The sequence below is a fragment of the Halochromatium sp. genome (assembly GCF_054919635.1).
In genome coordinates, this window is record NZ_JBUDPI010000045.1 from 1 (window position 1) to 16,802 (window position 16,802).

The 16,802-nt window shown below is 63.1% G+C and carries 12 protein-coding genes and 2 pseudogenes; 11 read left to right on the forward strand and 3 right to left on the reverse strand.

Annotated features, from left to right (window positions below; genetic code table 11):
* The 11 genes and pseudogenes from ACY693_RS04725 to ACY693_RS04775 form a co-directional block, all read left to right on the forward strand.
* A pseudogene (locus ACY693_RS04725) lies at positions 1-768 on the forward strand (molecular chaperone HtpG); the annotation flags it as partial.
* Positions 768-1,271 (forward strand): ATP-dependent zinc protease family protein, encoded by a 504-nt coding sequence (locus tag ACY693_RS04730; protein ID WP_462320679.1) that lies wholly within the window; start codon positions 768-770, stop codon positions 1,269-1,271. The pseudogene ACY693_RS04725 and the gene ACY693_RS04730, both read left to right, overlap by 1 nt.
* Entirely contained in the window at positions 1,204-3,651 is a 2,448-nt protein-coding gene (locus ACY693_RS04735) for a cache domain-containing protein (protein WP_462320680.1), read from the forward strand. Before ACY693_RS04730 ends, ACY693_RS04735 begins: the two co-directional genes overlap by 68 nt.
* Before the next feature lie 3 nt (positions 3,652-3,654).
* Positions 3,655-4,200, forward strand: coding sequence for a hypothetical protein (locus tag ACY693_RS04740; protein WP_462320681.1), 546 nt, complete (start codon positions 3,655-3,657; stop codon positions 4,198-4,200).
* Between the two features lie 82 nt (positions 4,201-4,282).
* Entirely contained in the window at positions 4,283-4,804 is a 522-nt protein-coding gene (locus ACY693_RS04745; protein ID WP_462320682.1) for a hypothetical protein, read from the forward strand.
* A gap of 210 nt (positions 4,805-5,014) precedes the next feature.
* A complete protein-coding gene (locus ACY693_RS04750; RefSeq protein ID WP_462320683.1) occupies positions 5,015-7,450 on the forward strand; it encodes a hypothetical protein in 2,436 nt (811 codons plus the stop codon).
* 264 nt (positions 7,451-7,714) lie between these two features.
* A complete protein-coding gene (locus tag ACY693_RS04755; protein ID WP_462320684.1) occupies positions 7,715-8,233 on the forward strand; it encodes a hypothetical protein in 519 nt (172 codons plus the stop codon).
* A gap of 102 nt (positions 8,234-8,335) precedes the next feature.
* Entirely contained in the window at positions 8,336-10,378 is a 2,043-nt protein-coding gene (locus tag ACY693_RS04760) for an OmpA family protein (protein WP_462320685.1), read from the forward strand.
* A 4-nt stretch (positions 10,379-10,382) separates the two neighbouring features.
* Positions 10,383-10,886 carry a Rab family GTPase gene (locus tag ACY693_RS04765; RefSeq protein WP_462320686.1) on the forward strand — a complete coding sequence of 168 codons (504 nt, stop codon included), beginning with the start codon at positions 10,383-10,385 and terminating at the stop codon, positions 10,884-10,886.
* Positions 10,887-10,903: 17 nt separating this feature from the next.
* The gene (locus tag ACY693_RS04770; protein WP_462320687.1) at positions 10,904-11,758 is read left to right on the forward strand and encodes a sensor histidine kinase; all 855 of its coding nucleotides are present in this window, start codon (positions 10,904-10,906) and stop codon (positions 11,756-11,758) included.
* 18 nt (positions 11,759-11,776) lie between these two features.
* Positions 11,777-12,505, forward strand: a pseudogene (locus ACY693_RS04775) (hybrid sensor histidine kinase/response regulator); the annotation flags it as partial.
* A 28-nt stretch (positions 12,506-12,533) separates the two neighbouring features.
* On the opposite strand, the gene ACY693_RS04780 reads toward ACY693_RS04775, so the two are convergent.
* From ACY693_RS04780 to ACY693_RS04790, 3 genes are all read right to left on the reverse strand, one after another.
* A complete protein-coding gene (locus ACY693_RS04780) occupies positions 12,534-13,220 on the reverse strand; it encodes a hypothetical protein (protein ID WP_462320688.1) in 687 nt (228 codons plus the stop codon).
* A gap of 134 nt (positions 13,221-13,354) precedes the next feature.
* Positions 13,355-13,780 (reverse strand): BLUF domain-containing protein, encoded by a 426-nt coding sequence (locus tag ACY693_RS04785; RefSeq protein WP_462320689.1) that lies wholly within the window; start codon positions 13,778-13,780, stop codon positions 13,355-13,357.
* Positions 13,781-13,811: 31 nt separating this feature from the next.
* Positions 13,812-16,802: efflux RND transporter permease subunit (locus ACY693_RS04790; RefSeq protein WP_462320690.1), on the reverse strand; the 2,991-nt coding region annotated here is incomplete at its 5' end.

Here is a 16,802-nt window from a genome sequence, read left to right on the forward strand (position 1 = left end):
GAGTTCGGTAAGGTGCTCAAGGAAGGCCCGGCCGAGGACTTCGGCAATCGCGAGCGTATCGGCGGTCTGCTGCGTTTCGCCAGCACGCATAATGACAACGACGAGCAGACGGTCTCGCTCGATGAATACATCGAGCGTATGAAGGAGGGTCAGAAGGACATCTACTACATCACCGCCGATAGCCCGGCGGCCGCACGTCATAGCCCACACCTGGAGGTGTTCCGCAAGAAGGGCGTCGAGGTGCTCTTGCTCTCGGATCGGGTCGACGAGTGGCTCGTGACCAACCTGCACGAGTACAAGGAGAAACACCTGCAGTCGGTGACCAAAGGCAAGCTCGACCTGGGCGACCTAGCCGATAAGGAGGAAAAGGAAAAGGCCGAGCAGGCCGAGAAGGAGCACGGGGATCTCCTCAAGCGGCTCAAGGACTCGCTTGGCGAGCGCGTTGAGGCGGTGCGTGTGTCGACCCGACTGGTGGATTCGCCGGCCTGCATCGTCGTCGGCGAGCATGATATGAGCGCCAACCTGGCGCGCGTGCTCAAGGCCGTGGGTCAGGACGCCCCGAGCATGAAGCCAACGCTTGAGCTCAACCTGGACCATCCGATGGTGCGTCGCTTGGAGGCCGAGTCGGATCAAGGCCGTTTCGATGATCTCGGCATGATCCTGCTCGATCAGGCTATCCTTGCCGAAGGTGGTCAGCTCGATGATCCCTCGGCCTTCGTCGGTCGTCTGAATAAGCTGATGATGAATATGTTCATGAGTGGTGCTTGATGGTTGATGCCCCGGTAACCCTGGGTTGGCGCGAGTGGGTTGGCCTGCCCGAGCTCGGCCTGCCGCTGATCAAGGCCAAGGTGGATACCGGGGCGCGCACCTCAGCCCTGCACGCGTTTCAGGTCGAGCGCTTTACCAAGGACGGTGTGGACTGGGTGCGCTTCGCGGTGCACCCGCTCCAGGGTCGGGACGATCTCGTCGTGAATTGTTGCGCGCCCTTGCTCGATCAACGCCCTGTGACCGATTCTGGCGGTCATCGTGAGGAACGACCGGTGATCGCCTCGACGCTTGAGGTCGGCGGCCAGCGCTGGCCGGTGGAGCTTACGCTCACCGACCGCGACAGCATGCGTTTCAGGATGCTCGTTGGACGCACTGCGCTCAGCGGGCGGGCGCTCGTCGACGTGCGCCAGTCGTTCCTGTTGGGACATCACACCGATGCCGCCGCTGCCTATCGCGGCGTTGCGGCTATTGGGTCGGCCGAGGGCGCATGCGGTGATCCGTAGCTACAAGGTCGCCTTCGTGGCGCTGTTTGTCGGCCTGCTGGCGCTGACGGTCTTTGCGGTGTCGGTCAATACCTACCGACATGCGACGCGGGTCTCGCTCGATCTCTCGGCGGATATCCTCTCGGAGATGTCGGCCAAGGTGGTGGCGGAGACCTCGGCTCGATTCGAGGCAGCACGCGATATGGCCGAGATCAATGCGCTCTTGGTCAGCGAGCGCGGTCTCGAGGATTATCAGGCGTTGTTTCGCCTGTTCGGGCGGCAGTTAAGCCTATTGCCACAGCTCGAATCCATCTATGTCGCTGGCGCCGACGGCGATTTCATCCAGGCCAGCAGCTCACCGCAATGGATGACGCGACTGATCCGTCGCCAGGCAGAGCAGGATGGACACGCAAGCGAGGTGACGGAGCGGCTCATCTATCGCGGTCCGGATTTCGCACCGATCGCCCATATCAACGGCGAAGCAACCTATGATCCGCGCAGACGTCAGTGGTTTCGCCAGGCTGCTGCTAACGAGGGGCTGCACTGGTCGCCCGTCTATCAGTTTGCGGGAACCGGCGAGCGCGGCATCACGGCTGCGGTTGCGGTCCGCGAGTCCGATGGCTCGCTGATCGGCGTAGTCGGGGTCGACATCTCACTGAGCAGCCTCTCGCAATTCCTGAGTGAGCAGCGCATCACACGGGGCGGAATCGCGGTGATCGTCGGTCCCGACCGGCAGTTGATCGCCTTTCCGCAGAGCGTCGAGCTGCGCCAGAGTGGGCGCCAATTTGAGCGCCCACTTGATCAGGGAGGCGGGTCCCAAGGTACAGATGTCAAGCCAACGCCGAGTGCTGCTGGGGACGCGAATCCGGGCACAGCGCCTGTAGATACCGGGACGACGGACTCAGAGGCCGCTGTGGCCGGTGAAGTTGTGCAGTTGCCGCGGGTCGACGACCTCAGTGCAGCCTGGCTGGTCGATGCCTATCTGGAAGCTCCGCAGTCGTCCCGGGTCTCGGCCATCAACCGTGTCGAGTACAGCCTGACGCGCACCGCGGGCCAGCGTTTTCTTTCCCAACGGCAGGCGTTTCCGCCGGGGGTCGGTGACGATTGGGAGCTGATGGTCGTGGTTCCCGAGACTTCATTGCTGGAGTCCGCGCGGCGATTGTTCAGCGAGGCGGCGGCGATCTCGCTGATCTTGCTGCTGGCCGCGGCGATCGCGGTCTCCTTCTTGGCGCTTCGTCTGTTTCAGCCGCTCAAAAGGCTGGTTCGCAATACCGAGCTGATCCGCGAGTTCCGCTTCGCCGATGTCAAGCGGGTGCCATCACGCTTCGCCGAGATCAAGGCGATGGACGAGGCGCTCTGGAAGATGAGTCAGGGCCTGCGCTCGCTGGAAAAGTTCGTCCCTATCGATGTCGGTCGGCGGCTGATTCAATCCGGTAAGCGGGTAGAGCCGGGAGCTGAGGTCCGCGAGCTGACGCTGCTCTTTACTGGCGCATCGGATCTCGCGAATCTCTGTGAGGCGCTGCCACCCGCACGGATCACCGAGCTCTTGGCGCGCCAGCTCGATGTGTTCACAAACACGATCCTTCGGCATAAGGGCACCATCGATAACTTCCTTGGCGAGAGCATTCTGGCCTTCTGGGGTGCACCGGTGGCCGTCGACGACAGCGTGGATCGTGCCTGTCGTGCCGTGCTCGCCTGTCGCGATGCCGAGACGGCTCTGCATGCCGAGTGGGCCAAGTCGCTGACACCTGGGGAGCCCGAGCCGCCGCTTAACCTGTTCTCGGTCCACCATGGCCGTGCCATCGTTGGCGCCATCGGCTCGCGCCAACGCATGAGCTGGACCGCGATTGGCGATAACGTCGCTCTGGGCTGGGATCTTCATCAACTGAACCGGCGCTATGGCACCAGGATCATCATCAGTGCTGAAGCCCGGCAGCAGGTCGCGGATCGCTATTGGACACGGCGGCTCGATGTACTGCCGCTGAGCAGTGGTGCACGGAAACTCGAGATCTTCGAGCTGATCGATCGCCGCGATCGCATGCTGCCACCCGCGCGGTTGGAGGCCATCGCTCGCTACGAGGCCGGGCTCGATGCCTTGCTCGAAGCCGATTGGGAGCGGGCCGAGTCGATCTTTCAACCGTTGGCCGACCGCGATCCGAGTGACTTCGCAGTGGCGCTAATGCTGTCACGCTGCAGCACGCGCGATGCCTGTTTCTGGCCGGGGCTGGCCGGGCCAGGCGATGATCTGCTGGCCGGACCCTTTGCGGCCAGAGCGGTTGCCACGTCGGTCCTGAGCATCGACGCCGGCGATGAGGCGAGCACAAATGAGGCCAACCCAGCTGAGCCCAACCGAGCTAGGGCGGCTCCAGCTGAGCCTAATCCGGACGCGTCCGAAGGCTGAGCCATGGAGCTGAAAGACGAGCAAGCGCTGGATCAAGCCATGGACCGCTTCGCGGCCCTGATGCGTCGCATCGACGCCCGCCAGAGCCGGATTGAGGCGCGGGTGGCGCTGCTGTATCAGCTGCTGTTTGGGGCGGTCATCGTGCTGGTTGCGTCATTGTCGTTCCTGACCATCATCCTCTCGCGCCAGATCCCGGATGCAACCGCCGCGGTGACTGGCTTGAATGAGCATTTTGCTCAGGTTGCAGACAATATGGACCGCATCGAGCATTCGATGCAGGTCATCGACACGGGTATGCAGAGCCTGCCGACGGTGATCGCCCACGTTGATAGCATGCACGGCGGGGTTGCCTTCATGTCCCAGGATGTCACCCAGATCGCCCAAGCGATCGCAATCATCGATGACAGCGTCGGTACGATGTCGACCAATCTCACCGATATGCGCCACTCATTCCGTCTGATGGAGGATACCGTGGGGCGTATGGGGCAGGACGTGAACCAACTGTCGCAGCCGATGCGGATGTTTAACTGGATGAACCCATTTCGCTGAACACCTGCTCAGCACCTGCTGAGCGCGCAACCGAGCCCCGACCGAGCCACCTTCAGCCCTAGGCCATCCCGAGTGCTATCTCATGATCGAGCGTGATCGCATCGAGGCCCTGACCGAGCTCATGGCCGATCTCGAGCAGGATCTGGATCGCAGCGACAGCCTGACCGGGCGCCGTCACCGCGGGGTCGAGCTCTGGGTGCGTATCGTGATCGGGCTGGTCGCGGCGCTCGCGCTCTCCAATCTCTACTTCGTCAACGATCTGACCGACGAGGTGCGGCTGGTGATCACGCGCATGCAAGAGATGAATAGCCTCTTCACCCGCGTCTCGGATCGTATGGATCAGATCAGCGTCGAGGTCGATGCCATCGAGCGCAATGTCCTGCTGATGCCGGTGGTCGCGGAGCAGATGCGTGAGATGTCGACCCATGTGACGGCGATGGAGCAATCGGTCGCGTTCATGGACCGCGCTGCTGCCCGTCTCGGGGATTCGGTCGCGATCATGGATGCCAATCTGCACGATATTGCCGTGCGCTTCCATGGGCTGAACCGAAGCGTCGGTGCCATGGGGGTCGATGTCAATCAGATGGCCCGGCCGCTGCCTTAGGTCGTGGCGGCGCGCGTCGCACCCTGTGCGCTCGTCTTCTTGCTGGTGGTAGTGCTTGTCGGCGCTACTTCGGCGCTTGAAACGACGCCTGATCAAGAATCCGCAGAGCCAAGTAGGCTTGAGCCCGATGGTTCATCTGGGTCGGAATCTGGGCCAGAATCCGGTTCGGTAACTGGCTCGGCATCTGGCTCGGCATCGGCGCCCGCGGTCATGGTCATCCATGAACAACGCATCAGCTCGGCTGGGATCGCGGGTGGTGACTTTTTCGGTTGGTCGATTGCGCTATCCGGCGATACGGCGCTGGTGGGTGCCTGGCTCGATGATGAGCGCGGTCGTGATGCCGGTGCGGCCTATGTGTTTACGCGGCGCGGGAATCGCTGGTCTCCTGAGGCGAAGCTCACCGCTGCGGATGCAAAGGCCGGCGATTTCTTCGGCGCTGCCGTCGCGCTTGACGGCGAGCGAGCACTGATTGGGGCCCCGCTTGGGGGTGGTGATGCCTATTTCGCCGGTGACGCGGGCGCGGCCTATCTGTTCGAGCGTCGCGGCAGGGGCTGGGAGCAGGTGCAGCGGTTGACCGCGGCCGAGGCCTCCTCGGGCGATCTCTTCGGGCGCGCCGTTGCGCTGGCCAAAGACACCGCGCTGATCGGTGCCTATGGTGATCGCGACAACGGCGTCAACTCCGGCGCTGCCTATGTGTTCAAGCGTTCCGACGCTGGCTGGGTCGAGCAGGCCAAGCTCAAGGCCGAGGATGGTCGCACCGACGACCGGTTTGGTGCTTCGGTTGCCCTGGACAGGGCAGGCGATGGCGAGACCCTGCTGATCGGCGCCTATCGCCACGATGTTCAGGGCATCGATTCGGGCGCGGCCTACGTCTTCAGCCGCGTCGAAGACGGCTGGCAGCAGCAGGCCAAGCTCACCGCCAGCGATGGCACGGATCTCAGCTTCTTCGGCTTTTCCGTCGCGCTCGCCGGAGAGAGCGCCCTCATCGGCGCCTGGCGTGACAACGAGCAGGCGCCGGATGCTGGCGCCGCCTATCTGTTTCAGCGTCGCAAAGGGGGTTGGCGCCAGCAAGCGAAGCTGCGCGGCAAGGTTGATCAGGCACACTTCGGCTATGCCGTCGCCTTGGATGCGAAGCGGGCTCTGATCGGTGCCTACCGCGATGACAGTCTGGACCCAGCCTCGGGGGCTGCCTACCTGTTCGAGCGCGGCCAGCGGGGCTGGCGGCGGCGTGCGGTGCTCAGCGGTGAGCCATTGGATACCGGTTTCGGTATCTCGGTGGCGCTGTCTGGGGAGACGCTGCTGGTCGGTGCGGTGCTCGACGAGGTTGGGCTGAATCCTGGTGTAGTGCAGGCGTTCGTGCCCAGCGCCGATGCCAATGCCGATGGCTGGCAGGTACAGGGTCGCTTGAGCACGCCGGAAGCGCCGGTCGGTGATCGCTTTGGCGCTGCGGTGGCGCTGTCCGATGCCTATGCCTTGATCGGGGCGCCCAAGGCTCGGACCCAGCAGGCCGAGCTTGCTGGGGCGGCCTATCTGTTCGAGCGCGATCAGTTTGGGCTTGGTCAGAGCCGCACCCTGTTGGCTCGTGATGGTGAGATCGGCGCTGGCTTTGGTCGTGCCCTTGCCATTTCGGGCGAGTATCTGCTAATCGGCGCGCCGTCGGCGACGGTTGAAGGTGATCAGGCCGGCCTTGCCTATCTCTATCGACATGCGGACGGCGAATGGCGCGAGGATGCGCGGCTCAGCGGTGGCGATGGTGGTGTGCGAGCGGCCTTTGGGCGAACCGTTGCGCTCGCTGGTAAGACGGCGTTGGTCGGCGCCCCGGGCGATCAAGAGGCTGGCAGTGGAGCCGGTGCGGTGCATGTCTTCGTGCGCGGCAAGCAGGGCTGGGAGCGCGAGGCGAAGCTCATAGCGGCTGATCCATCGCTCGACGCGCAATTCGGCTCGGCGCTGGCGTTGACTGAGCAGCGAGCGCTGATCGGTGCCTACCGCGACAACGAGCGCGGCCGGCTTGCGGGTGCGGCTTACCTGTTCGAGCGCGGTGAAGGAGGCTGGCAGCAGGTGCAGAAACTGATGGCCAAGGATGCGCGCGCCGGGCAGTATTTTGGCTACTCGGTGGCCCTAGCTGATGATTGGGCCGTGATCGGTGCCTGGGGTGACGACGATCAGGGCAGCAATGCCGGCGCTGTCTATCTGTTCGAGCGCACCGAGAGCAGGTGGGTGCAGCGGCAGAAGCTGACGCCTGCGCCAACGGGTGCGCGTTTCGGTGTCTCTGTCGCGCTGACCGGTGACGCTGCACTCGCCGGGGCCTATCTCGACCAGGAACAAAACCAGCGTCTCGGATCGACCGAATGGCTTGGGGGCGGCTATCTGCTTCGTCGCCTGGGGAATACCTGGAGCCCGTTGACGCCTCTCCTCCGCGCTGGTCCTGCCAATCCGAGCTATGGCATGACGGTGGCGCTCACGAACGATGCGGCACTGATCGGTACCAGTCAGGCCGACGAGAGCGGCCGTGTTGCCTTCTTTCGCTTCGAGCTTGGGCAGAACCACGATGCTGACGCGCTTGATGGTGCTATCGATGCCGAGGCTGGGTCTGACGTCGAGGTCCGCTCCAACGGTTGCGCAGCGAACTGCGCGGGCGATCGCTAAGAAAGGGCTGCGAGGCATACGAACGACGGCAAGATCGGCGAGATCGGTGCCGATGCGGCATAATCACGGTCTTGTGCTTGGCCTGAGCCTGCGTTGGCTTGCCGTGGGTGCTTACGTCTATGTCACTGGGGGCGGCCTTGAATGAGTGATTACCCGCGTGCATCTCAAGCGGTGTCAACCGCGAATCTCTCCCCTGCGGAGGAACGCGAGTCTACGGATGCGAAGCCGTCGACAGCGCCGCACCAGCGGTCTGGTGCCTCGGAGATGGCGCGATTTCGCCAGCTGTTGCTCGGCGATCAGCTGAACGAGATGGAGCGCCGGCTGCGAGCGGTGGAGGCTCAGCAGGCCGAGGTGCTCGAGCGTCTGCGCACGGAGCAGCAGGCGCAGCTCGAGCAGCTCGAGTCTTTGATGCGGGGCGAGCTGACCCGGTTAAGCCGGGCCCAGCGGCGCGATCGCGAAGAACGCAGTGCATCGGTGCAGCGGCTCTCCGAGCGACTGGAAGGGCTGGAGGTGTTGGCGAAGGAGCTGATGCAAGCGCTCAACAAGGGTCTAGAATCAATCAAAGGCGAATTGGCCACTGAGACCAGCGCCCGGGAGAGGGCCCTGCTCGCGCAGGCTAGGGCGTTAGAATCGGCCCTGGATGAACGGCTGCAAGCACTTGAGACGGAGCTTGAGCAAGAGCACGAGCACTTGCAACAGGTTAAGGCGGATCGCGATGAGCTATCGCGTCTGTTCAGCGAGGTCGCGCAACGGCTGCGCCGACCGCCTGAGCCGACTGCCTGAGCCGCCGCCACCCTGGCGTCGTGCTCCTTCATCTGGGCCATTCCGAGACGTCACCGCGAGGTCTTGGCTCGTTCCCTTCGCTGTGAGCACTTCGTTAAGCCTATGCCCCCGACCGACAGCTCAGTATCGGCGCCAGGCTCAAGCTCTGGCTCGAGCTCGACACCCGAAGGAGGATCGGGCCATGCGAGCAGCGCGGCGGCTGGGGCGACCACCTCGGCGGCCTCGAGCACGATGAGCGCGGCAGGTGATCGAGCAGCGCTGGAGCAGGTGCGAGGACTGTTGCTTGCTGAAGATCGAGCGCGACTGAGCGCCTTGCAGCAGCGTCTCGATGACCCGGAGCAGCGCGCGACGGAGATCGCCGAGGCCTTGCCCGATGCCATGCAGCTCGGCGTCGAGGATGGCCGCCTGGTCCGCGCGCTGCAACGACCGGTGGATCAATGTATTCAACGCTCTGTGGAGCGCGATCCGCAAGGCTTTGCGGATGCACTGTTTCCGGTGATGGGGCCAGCGATCCGGCGCGCGATCAGTGAGGCCCTCAAGGGCATCGTGCAGTCGATCAATCAGGCTGTCGAGCACAGTCTATCGATCAAGGGTCTGCGATGGCGTGTCGAGGCCTGGCGCTCGGGCACCTCGTTTGCCGAGGTTGTGCTGAAGAATACGCTGCTATACCGCGTCGATGCGGCTTACCTGATCCATAACGACACCGGGCTCTTGATCGAGCATGCCTTGGCCGAAACCCAGACGACACTCAAGGATGAAGATGCGATGTCAGCGATGCTGACCGCGATTCAGGACTTTATCCAAGATTCCTTTACCGGCACCAACGAGGGGTTGGAAAGCGTCGAGATCGGTGGTCGCTCGCTCTGGGTACTGCGTGGGCCCAAGGCGACCCTGGCCTGCGTGATCACTGGCGTGCCGCCGCGCTCGCTGCGCGAGCAGCTTGATCGGACCCTGCGCGACCTGCATCTTAGCTTCCGCAAGCAGCTCGAGGCCTTTGACGGCAACAAATCGTCACTGGCGGGGGTCGAGCCATTATTGCAAGACTGCCTAACCCTCGCCTATCGAGAGTCTGCGCAAGAGGACTCGGGCCGGGCGCAATGGATACCCTGGGGACTGATCGGCTTAGCGCTGCTTTCTGGGCTCGGTTGGCTAGGCTGGACGCAGTACCTTTGGGGGCAACGGCTCGATGCCGCGCGCAATCGTCTCGAGCAGGCGCCGGGTCTGGTCGTGGTGAGCTGGAGGCCTTCCGGCGCGCAGCGCGCGCATCTCTTGGTCGATCCATTGGCCGAGGCGCCCGAGGCGGTGATCGCCGATGAGACAGTCTCCGCGTGGCTGCAGTTACAGACGAGGCCTTACATTTCGGCGGATGCTCCCATCGTGCTCGAGCGGGTCAGGCAACAGCTTAAGCCACCAGAAACACTGAGGCTCAGCTTGAGCAACGCGGTGCTTCGGGTGCGTGGTCAGGCTTCGGACGCCTGGATCGAGGCTGTGCAAGCCTTGCGGGTGCTGCCGCCGGGCGTCGATCGCATTGATCTCTCGGCCATGATCACAGAAGAGACAAGCCTGCTCGATCGGGTGAAGGCCGCGATCGAGCCACCCGACGAGGTTGACGTGGCGATCGATGATGCCGAGCTGATCCTGTCCGGGGTCGCGCCTTGGGACTGGATCAAGGCCGTGCCCACAGGTTTGTCTGCGGTTGCTGGGCTGGTAGGCTGCGATCATCAGGGCTTGAGGGTTGCGGAGCTAGCTCAGGCGGAGGCGATCGTTGCGGACCTTGATGAAACACGAGTTGAATTTGGCGACAACCATCGCTTGCTGCCAAGCGCGGAGGAGCCGTTGGATCGAGCAGCGGCCCAGATCAAGGCGCTTGTAGCGCTTCAACAAACGGTGCCGTTCGAACTGGAGATCGATGTCATTGGCTACTCGGATCAAGCAGGTAGCGGTCGTTGGCAGACCTGGCTGCGCGAGCGGCGGGCCGAGCAGGTGATCCGTCAGCTCGGTGAGCGCGGCGTGCCGACCGAGATCCTGCACCCGGTCCCGCGCCCAGGCTTCGAGCCGCCCGAGGATTCGGCTGCCGTTGCCGAGCAAGCTCAGCTACGGGTTCAGTTAGACCCTGTGGCGCTGCCGCCGTGCTGGGTCGGATAGTCCGATGGAAAGCCGCAAGATCTGTATCCTCGGCGACTTTGCGGTAGGCAAGACCAGCCTCGTGCAGCGCTTCGTCAACAATCAGTTCTCTGATAAGTACTTGACGACACTCGGTGTGAAGGTCGACACCAAGCAGGTTGCGCTGGACCATGGTCGGGCGCTCAAACTCGCAATCTGGGATGTCGCTGGCACTGACGCGCCAACCCAGCTCTTTCTGCGCTATGCCCGCGGTGCCGCTGGCTATCTGCTGGTGGCGGATCGTACCCGTCCTGAAACACTCGATGCCTGTGTGACGCTGCATGACGCGGTTGCTGCCGCGGTGCGCCCGCTACCCTATGTCTTCCTCGGCAATAAGAGCGATCTCCGCGATCAGTGTCGGCTGCAGCCTGCCTTGGCTCGTACCCGACTGCCTGATGCACTGGACTGGCTTGAGACCAGCGCGCTGACTGGCGAGGGTGTCGAGCTGGCGTTTCGTCGCTTGGCAGCCGGTATGCTCAATGATCCTTAACGATAGGAGTAGCGTCGATGGCCTTGCCGTTGTCTATTGGTCGCCATCTGCGTGCACTGTTGATCTCCCAGGCGCATCCTTGCCTGGTAGAGCTGACATCGGACTATGCCGTCGTTGAGGTGACTGGCGATGCCGGACGTTATGGCCTTGGCCAGCTCAAGCCCGGCGATGATGTTCGCGGGCCCTTGCCCCTGATGCATGGCTGCGAGCTTGAGACCGAGGAGCGCTGGGCCATGGTTGAGGTTGCTGCCGGGGTCCACGCCGATGTGCTGATCCAGCCGATTGCCAGCGGCGCTCATCTGCTACTCACCGATGTCTCGCGCGAGCACGCTGAGCGCCAAGCCGTTCAGCAGCATGCGAATGAGGTCAACCTGCTCAACAGCAAGCTCCGTCGGAGCCTCGAGGAGCTAGAGGCAGCCCGCGCCGAGCTTGAGAGTCGCAACCTTGAGCTCGATGAGCTCAATAAGATCAAGACCCGCTTCATTGCCGGTCTTTCGCACGAGCTGCGCACGCCGTTGACCGCCATCATTGGTCATTCCGAGCTCTTGCGGGAGCGGGCTGCTCAAGCGAGCCCGGACATTGAGGAGAGCTTGACGGCGATCGAATCGGGCAGTGGCTATCTGCTGTCGTTGGTCAACAATGTGCTCGATCAGGCCAGCCTGGAGACCGGCCAACTGGCGATGCATCCGGCGCCCACTGATCTCGCGTTGCTGCTCGAAGAAACAGCGGCAATGATGCGCCCGATGGCTGAGCAGCGCGGGCTGAGGTTTCGCTTCGAGGCGCCGGGGGGGGGGCTGCCGGACTGGGTGGAGACCGATGCGACTCGGCTGCGTCAGGTGATCATCAATCTGGCCAGTAACGCGATCAAATAGACCGACCAAGGCTTTGTCGAGCTCAGTGCCGAGTGGAGCGGGGAGGCCCTGCGGGTTGCCATTGCCGATACCGGGCCGGGTATTCCCGAGGCGCAGCGGGAGCGTATCCTGCTGCCGTTTCAACGCGGTGAGCGCGTTGGCAAGCAGAGCGGGGTTGGACTTGGGCTTGCGATCAGCTTGCAGATCATCCGACTCCTGGGCGGCACGCTTAGCATCGGCGACCGTCAGGGTGGTGGTGCGGTGTTCCGCGTCCAGCTACCACTGACGGAAATCGCACATGAGGGCGACCAGGCTCAGCCCGGCCACCCTACGGTGGCTTCGATGCGAGCCGCCGCGATGCTGCCGTCGCGTCTACCGGTGCTTCTGGTTGAGGACTCTCCCGGTATTCGCATCCTCTATCGCCATGTGATCAAGGCGTTGGGCTACCCGGTAGACGAGGCAACCGATGCTGCCTCGGTTCGGCGGCACTTTGAATCGGCGACGCCGTCGATCGTTATCATCGACCTCAATCTTGGCGAGACCGATGGTGCGTCATTGGTGCGCAGCTTGCGTGACGACGGCTATCAGGGCTTGGTGATCGGCTGGTCAGCGTCATCGCTGCGCGATGATCAGGAGCGGATGCTCAGTGCCGGCGCGGATGCCTATCTGGTCAAGCCGGTACCACCGCCTGTGCTCAAGGAAACGCTGCGTGAGCTCTTGGTCGAACGTCGCCCGGGCGACCCGCCATCCGCGACCCGCCGCCATTGACTCAAAACGCTTGCGGCTTGGGAGCCGCTTATTCGAACAGCGGTATGCTCAGCGCGAAGATGGTGGCCACCGGAGATAATTGGCTTTCGTGCATGATCATCAGGGTGTTCTCGGTCTTGTGCTGCGGACCCGGGGGGATCACGATCGCGAACTCGCCTTCCTCCAAGTGGAATTCGTGGATCTCGCGCAGACCTTCCTCTGTCATGCAATGGCTTGAGCGGTAGGCGTCGTCCTCGCCATAGACAAGGCGGTTATACATCTTGAATAGGGTGTAAAGGCTCAGTCCCTTAGGGAAGCTCGGCCAGCGAGCAGGCGTCGAGCGCGTTGATTCGTCGATGTCTTGACCTCGCGCTCTGGCTGCAGCAATCGCGTTATCCAGTGGTACGGCCAACAATGACGCTCCGCTGTTTGGCAACGGTTCTTGCTGCTCTCTGGCTTGCTGAAAGGTCTGGTTGGCCTGCTGGTAATCGTCGAACGTGTGCAGGGGATAATCGATGTACTGAAGCTCGTCTGGTGCGAAGCTGCCATTTTCCCAGCCGTGGATGACGCGCAAGATCAAATGTCGCCGTCGCATGGGGCGGACGACGAGCAGATGCAGCATGATATGGATGTGCAGGAGCCGCTCTACGGCATCATTGGAGAAGGCGTGGTAGGGGGCGGCGAAGATCTCGTGTAGCCGGCCAGGGACGTGCTCCTCGGCTTCTTGGTGGGTCATCATGAATTCCTATGCGTATGACTCGACGAGCTTGTTGTCATCGGGGTGCTTGCCGTGGAACAAAGACCTCACCTTTTCGGGTTGCGACCTGCGATGAACATGGGCCTCGCACGCGATCTGCACTCGTGCGCTGGCTATTCTTGGTCCTTTTGCAGGAGTTGACCGAGCTGGTTGAGCAGCTCCATGGCGCTCTGGGCGCTCATCTGGTACGGGTTGAACTCGGCGCCAATGGAATATTGGGAGATGATCTTGCGCGTCGTTTCGGTCCAGGGTAGGTAGGCCATACCCCAGCCACTGAACAGTCGCCGGCTCACCTCGTCATAGGTCATGATCTGCACATTGTGATGGCGTTTGTCGCAGCAGATTCGGCAATAGACACTATTGACAGCGGCGCGCGAGCCCTCGAGACATTGCAAGAAAAAGTCGGAATTGAACAGCAAGACCCCGGTTACTGCGTTCTTATCATTGTTGCGGCGAGAGACATCGAGGATGTCGCTCAGTTCTTCGCTGCCGATGTTATCGACGATTTCGCTGCAATAGGTGATGCGGGTTAAATGCATGGCGATTGTTTCCGGAGGCAGGGACGGCCGGCTAAGCCCTGTCAAGGCTGTCCGGAGAGAGCCTGCCGTCATCGAGCTGAGGGGTTCGCGAGCGCGGCAATCGTTGCCGAAGGCGTCGAAACGCGTTGCTGAGATCGTCTCCAAGCACCAGTAGACAGGGTGTTAAGACCAAGGTTAGCAGAGTCGCGAAGCTGAGTCCGCCGACAATTGCGCTGGCGAGCTGCGTCCACCATTGCGTCGAGGGTGCGCCAAAGCTGATGTTGCGCCCCACCAGGTCGATATTCATCGACAGCACCATTGGCATCAGTCCAAGCACGGTAGTGAAGGCGGTCAGAAACACCGGCCGCAGTCGGCGACGACCAGTCTCCAGGGCCGCGGCAATGGCTCCCTCGCCCTCGCGTCGAATGCGATTGTAGGTGTCGATCAACACGATATTGTTATTCACCACGATCCCGGCGAGGGCGATGATGCCGAGCCCGACCATGACGATGCCGAAGGGCTGACCGGTGATCAGCAGGCCCATCAGCACGCCCGCGGTCGAGAAGACGATCGCCGATAGGACCAGGAAGGCCTGATAGAGGCTGTTGAACTGGGTGATCAGCACTAGGGCCATCAGGACGATGGCGCTGATGAAGGCCTGGGTCAGGAAGGTCGCGGCCTCGCGCTGATCGGCGTCTTCGCCCTTGAAACGGATGCTGACGGCTGGGTTGGCTGGGTTGTTGCCTGGGGTCTCGGCGAGGGCGTCACGCAGGCGCTGCAGCTGGCTGTCGACGAGCTCGCCCTCGGCAACATCGGCCTGCACGGTGATCGCGCGGCGGCCGTCAACGCGATGGAGGGTGCCGATCTTGGGAGCTGGGATCACTTCGATAAAGTTGCTGATTGGCACCATGCCGTTGGCGGTTGGCACCGTGAGGCTGTCAAGCTGGCCGAGATTGCGCTCGGCGTAAGGAAACCGCACCCGGATGTCGACCTCGTCATCGCTGTCGTCCGGTCGATACTCGGAGATCTGAATACCCTGGGTGACTAGCTGCACCGCATTGCCGAGCAAAGCGACATTGGCGCCATAGCGCGCCGCGCGCTCGCGGTTGACCTCGAGCCGCCATTCGATCCCAGGAAGCGGGCGGTTGTCCTCGACGTCGGCGAAGCCGCCAAGATGCTCGATCATGGCGCGCACGCGCTCGACCTCGGCGGCGATCAGGCGGGTCTCGCGCGCGCTGAGTTCAATCTGGATCGGCTTGCCCTCGGAGGGACCGCCTTCGGCCTTGCGGGTCTCGACGCGAATGCCGGGGATATCCTGGGTGCGCGCTCGGATCTCGTCGAGGATGAGCGCCGCCGGCCGGCGCTGGTCCCAGTCGATCAGCTCGAGCTGGATGGTGCCGATCATGTCCTCGGAGGCACTGCCTTGTCCGGAGGGGCTGTTGTAGGAGCGGGCATAGACCGCGGCCAGCTCCGACATCTCGAGGATGCGCGCCTCGACTTGACGCACGATACGATCCTTTTCGCGGATCGACAGGTCGCCACGCGCATGCACCTGGACCAGCGCCATCTCCGGCTCGACCTCGGGGAAGAACTCAACACCCTTGCCGAATTGGGCATAAGCAACATAGGAGCCGACCAACGCCAGCAGGGCAACGCCCAGGGTCGTGGCGGGACGCCGCAGCAGCGGCACCAGAAGTCTCAGATAGATGGCAGTGACGCGGCCGTCCCCAGCCTGCCGTGTCATCTCGGGGCTGGCGCTGCCGCGGCTGATCGCCCGGCCCAGCACTGGGACGAACACCAGCGCCATGGTCAGCGAGGCAGAGAGGGCGATGATCACCGTGATCGGCAGGTACTTCATGAACTCGCCGACCAGTCCCGGCCAGAATAGTAGCGGGAAGAATACCGCCAGCGTGGTCAGGGTCGAGGCCGTGACCGGCCAGGCCATGCGCTTGGCCGCACCGGCGTAGGCATCCATGGGCGTCTGGCCGGCGGCGAGACGCCGATCGGCCAGCTCGGTGACGACGATCGCGCCGTCCACCAGCATGCCAACCACCAGGATCAGACTGAACAGGACGACGATGTTGATCGTGAAGCCGAGGCTGTTCAGCACCAGGATGGTGGTGAGGAAGGAGGCGGGGATGGCGATACCAACCAGCAGTGCCGAGCGCAGGCCGAGTGCGGCCAGAATCACGATCATCACCAGCAAGATGGCCGAGAGCACGTTGTTCTGCAGGTCGCCGAGCATCTCGCGGATCTCGTCGGATTTATCCTGCATGTAGGCCACTTCAAGGCTGGCCGGCCAGTGCTCGCGCTCGCGCTCGACGATCTCGCGGACTTCAGAGATGGTCTCGATGATGTTGGCGCCGACTCGCTTCTTGATCTCAAGGGTGACGGCCGGCTGGCCGCCGACGCGGGCGAAGCCTTCCGGGTCCTTAAAGCCGCGGCGCACGCTAGCGACATCGCCAAAGGTGACGACACGATCACCCGCGGTCTTCACCGGCATCGAGAGCATGTCGTCGATGGTCTCGACCACACCCGGTACCTTCAGCACCAGGCGCCCGGCGCCGGTATCCATGGCGCCGGCGGCGACCAAGCGGTTATTGCTGCTGATCAGATCGAACAGCTCGCCGTAATCGACCCCATAGGTCTGCATGATCGCCGGATCGACGATCACCTCCATCAAGGCCTCGCGGTCGCCGCCGATGTCGACCTCGAGCACGCCCCTGAGGGTTTCGATGCGATCCTTGAGGTCGCGGGCGATGCGGATCAGCCCGCGCTCGGGCATCGGCCCCGAGAGGGCGATGGTCAGCACCGGGAACAGCGCGACATTGACCTCATGCACGCTCGGCTCGTCGGTCGAGGCGGGCAGCTCGCTCTGCGCGATATCGACCCGTTCGCGGACATCGGCGAGGGCGCGCTTGCTGTCGAATCCAGCCATGAACTCGAGCTGCACCGAGGCGCGTCCTTCTGCAGCGGTGCTGGTCATCTCCTTGACCCCTTCGATGGACTGCAGCTCTTTCTCCCTCGGTCGCACCAACAGCCG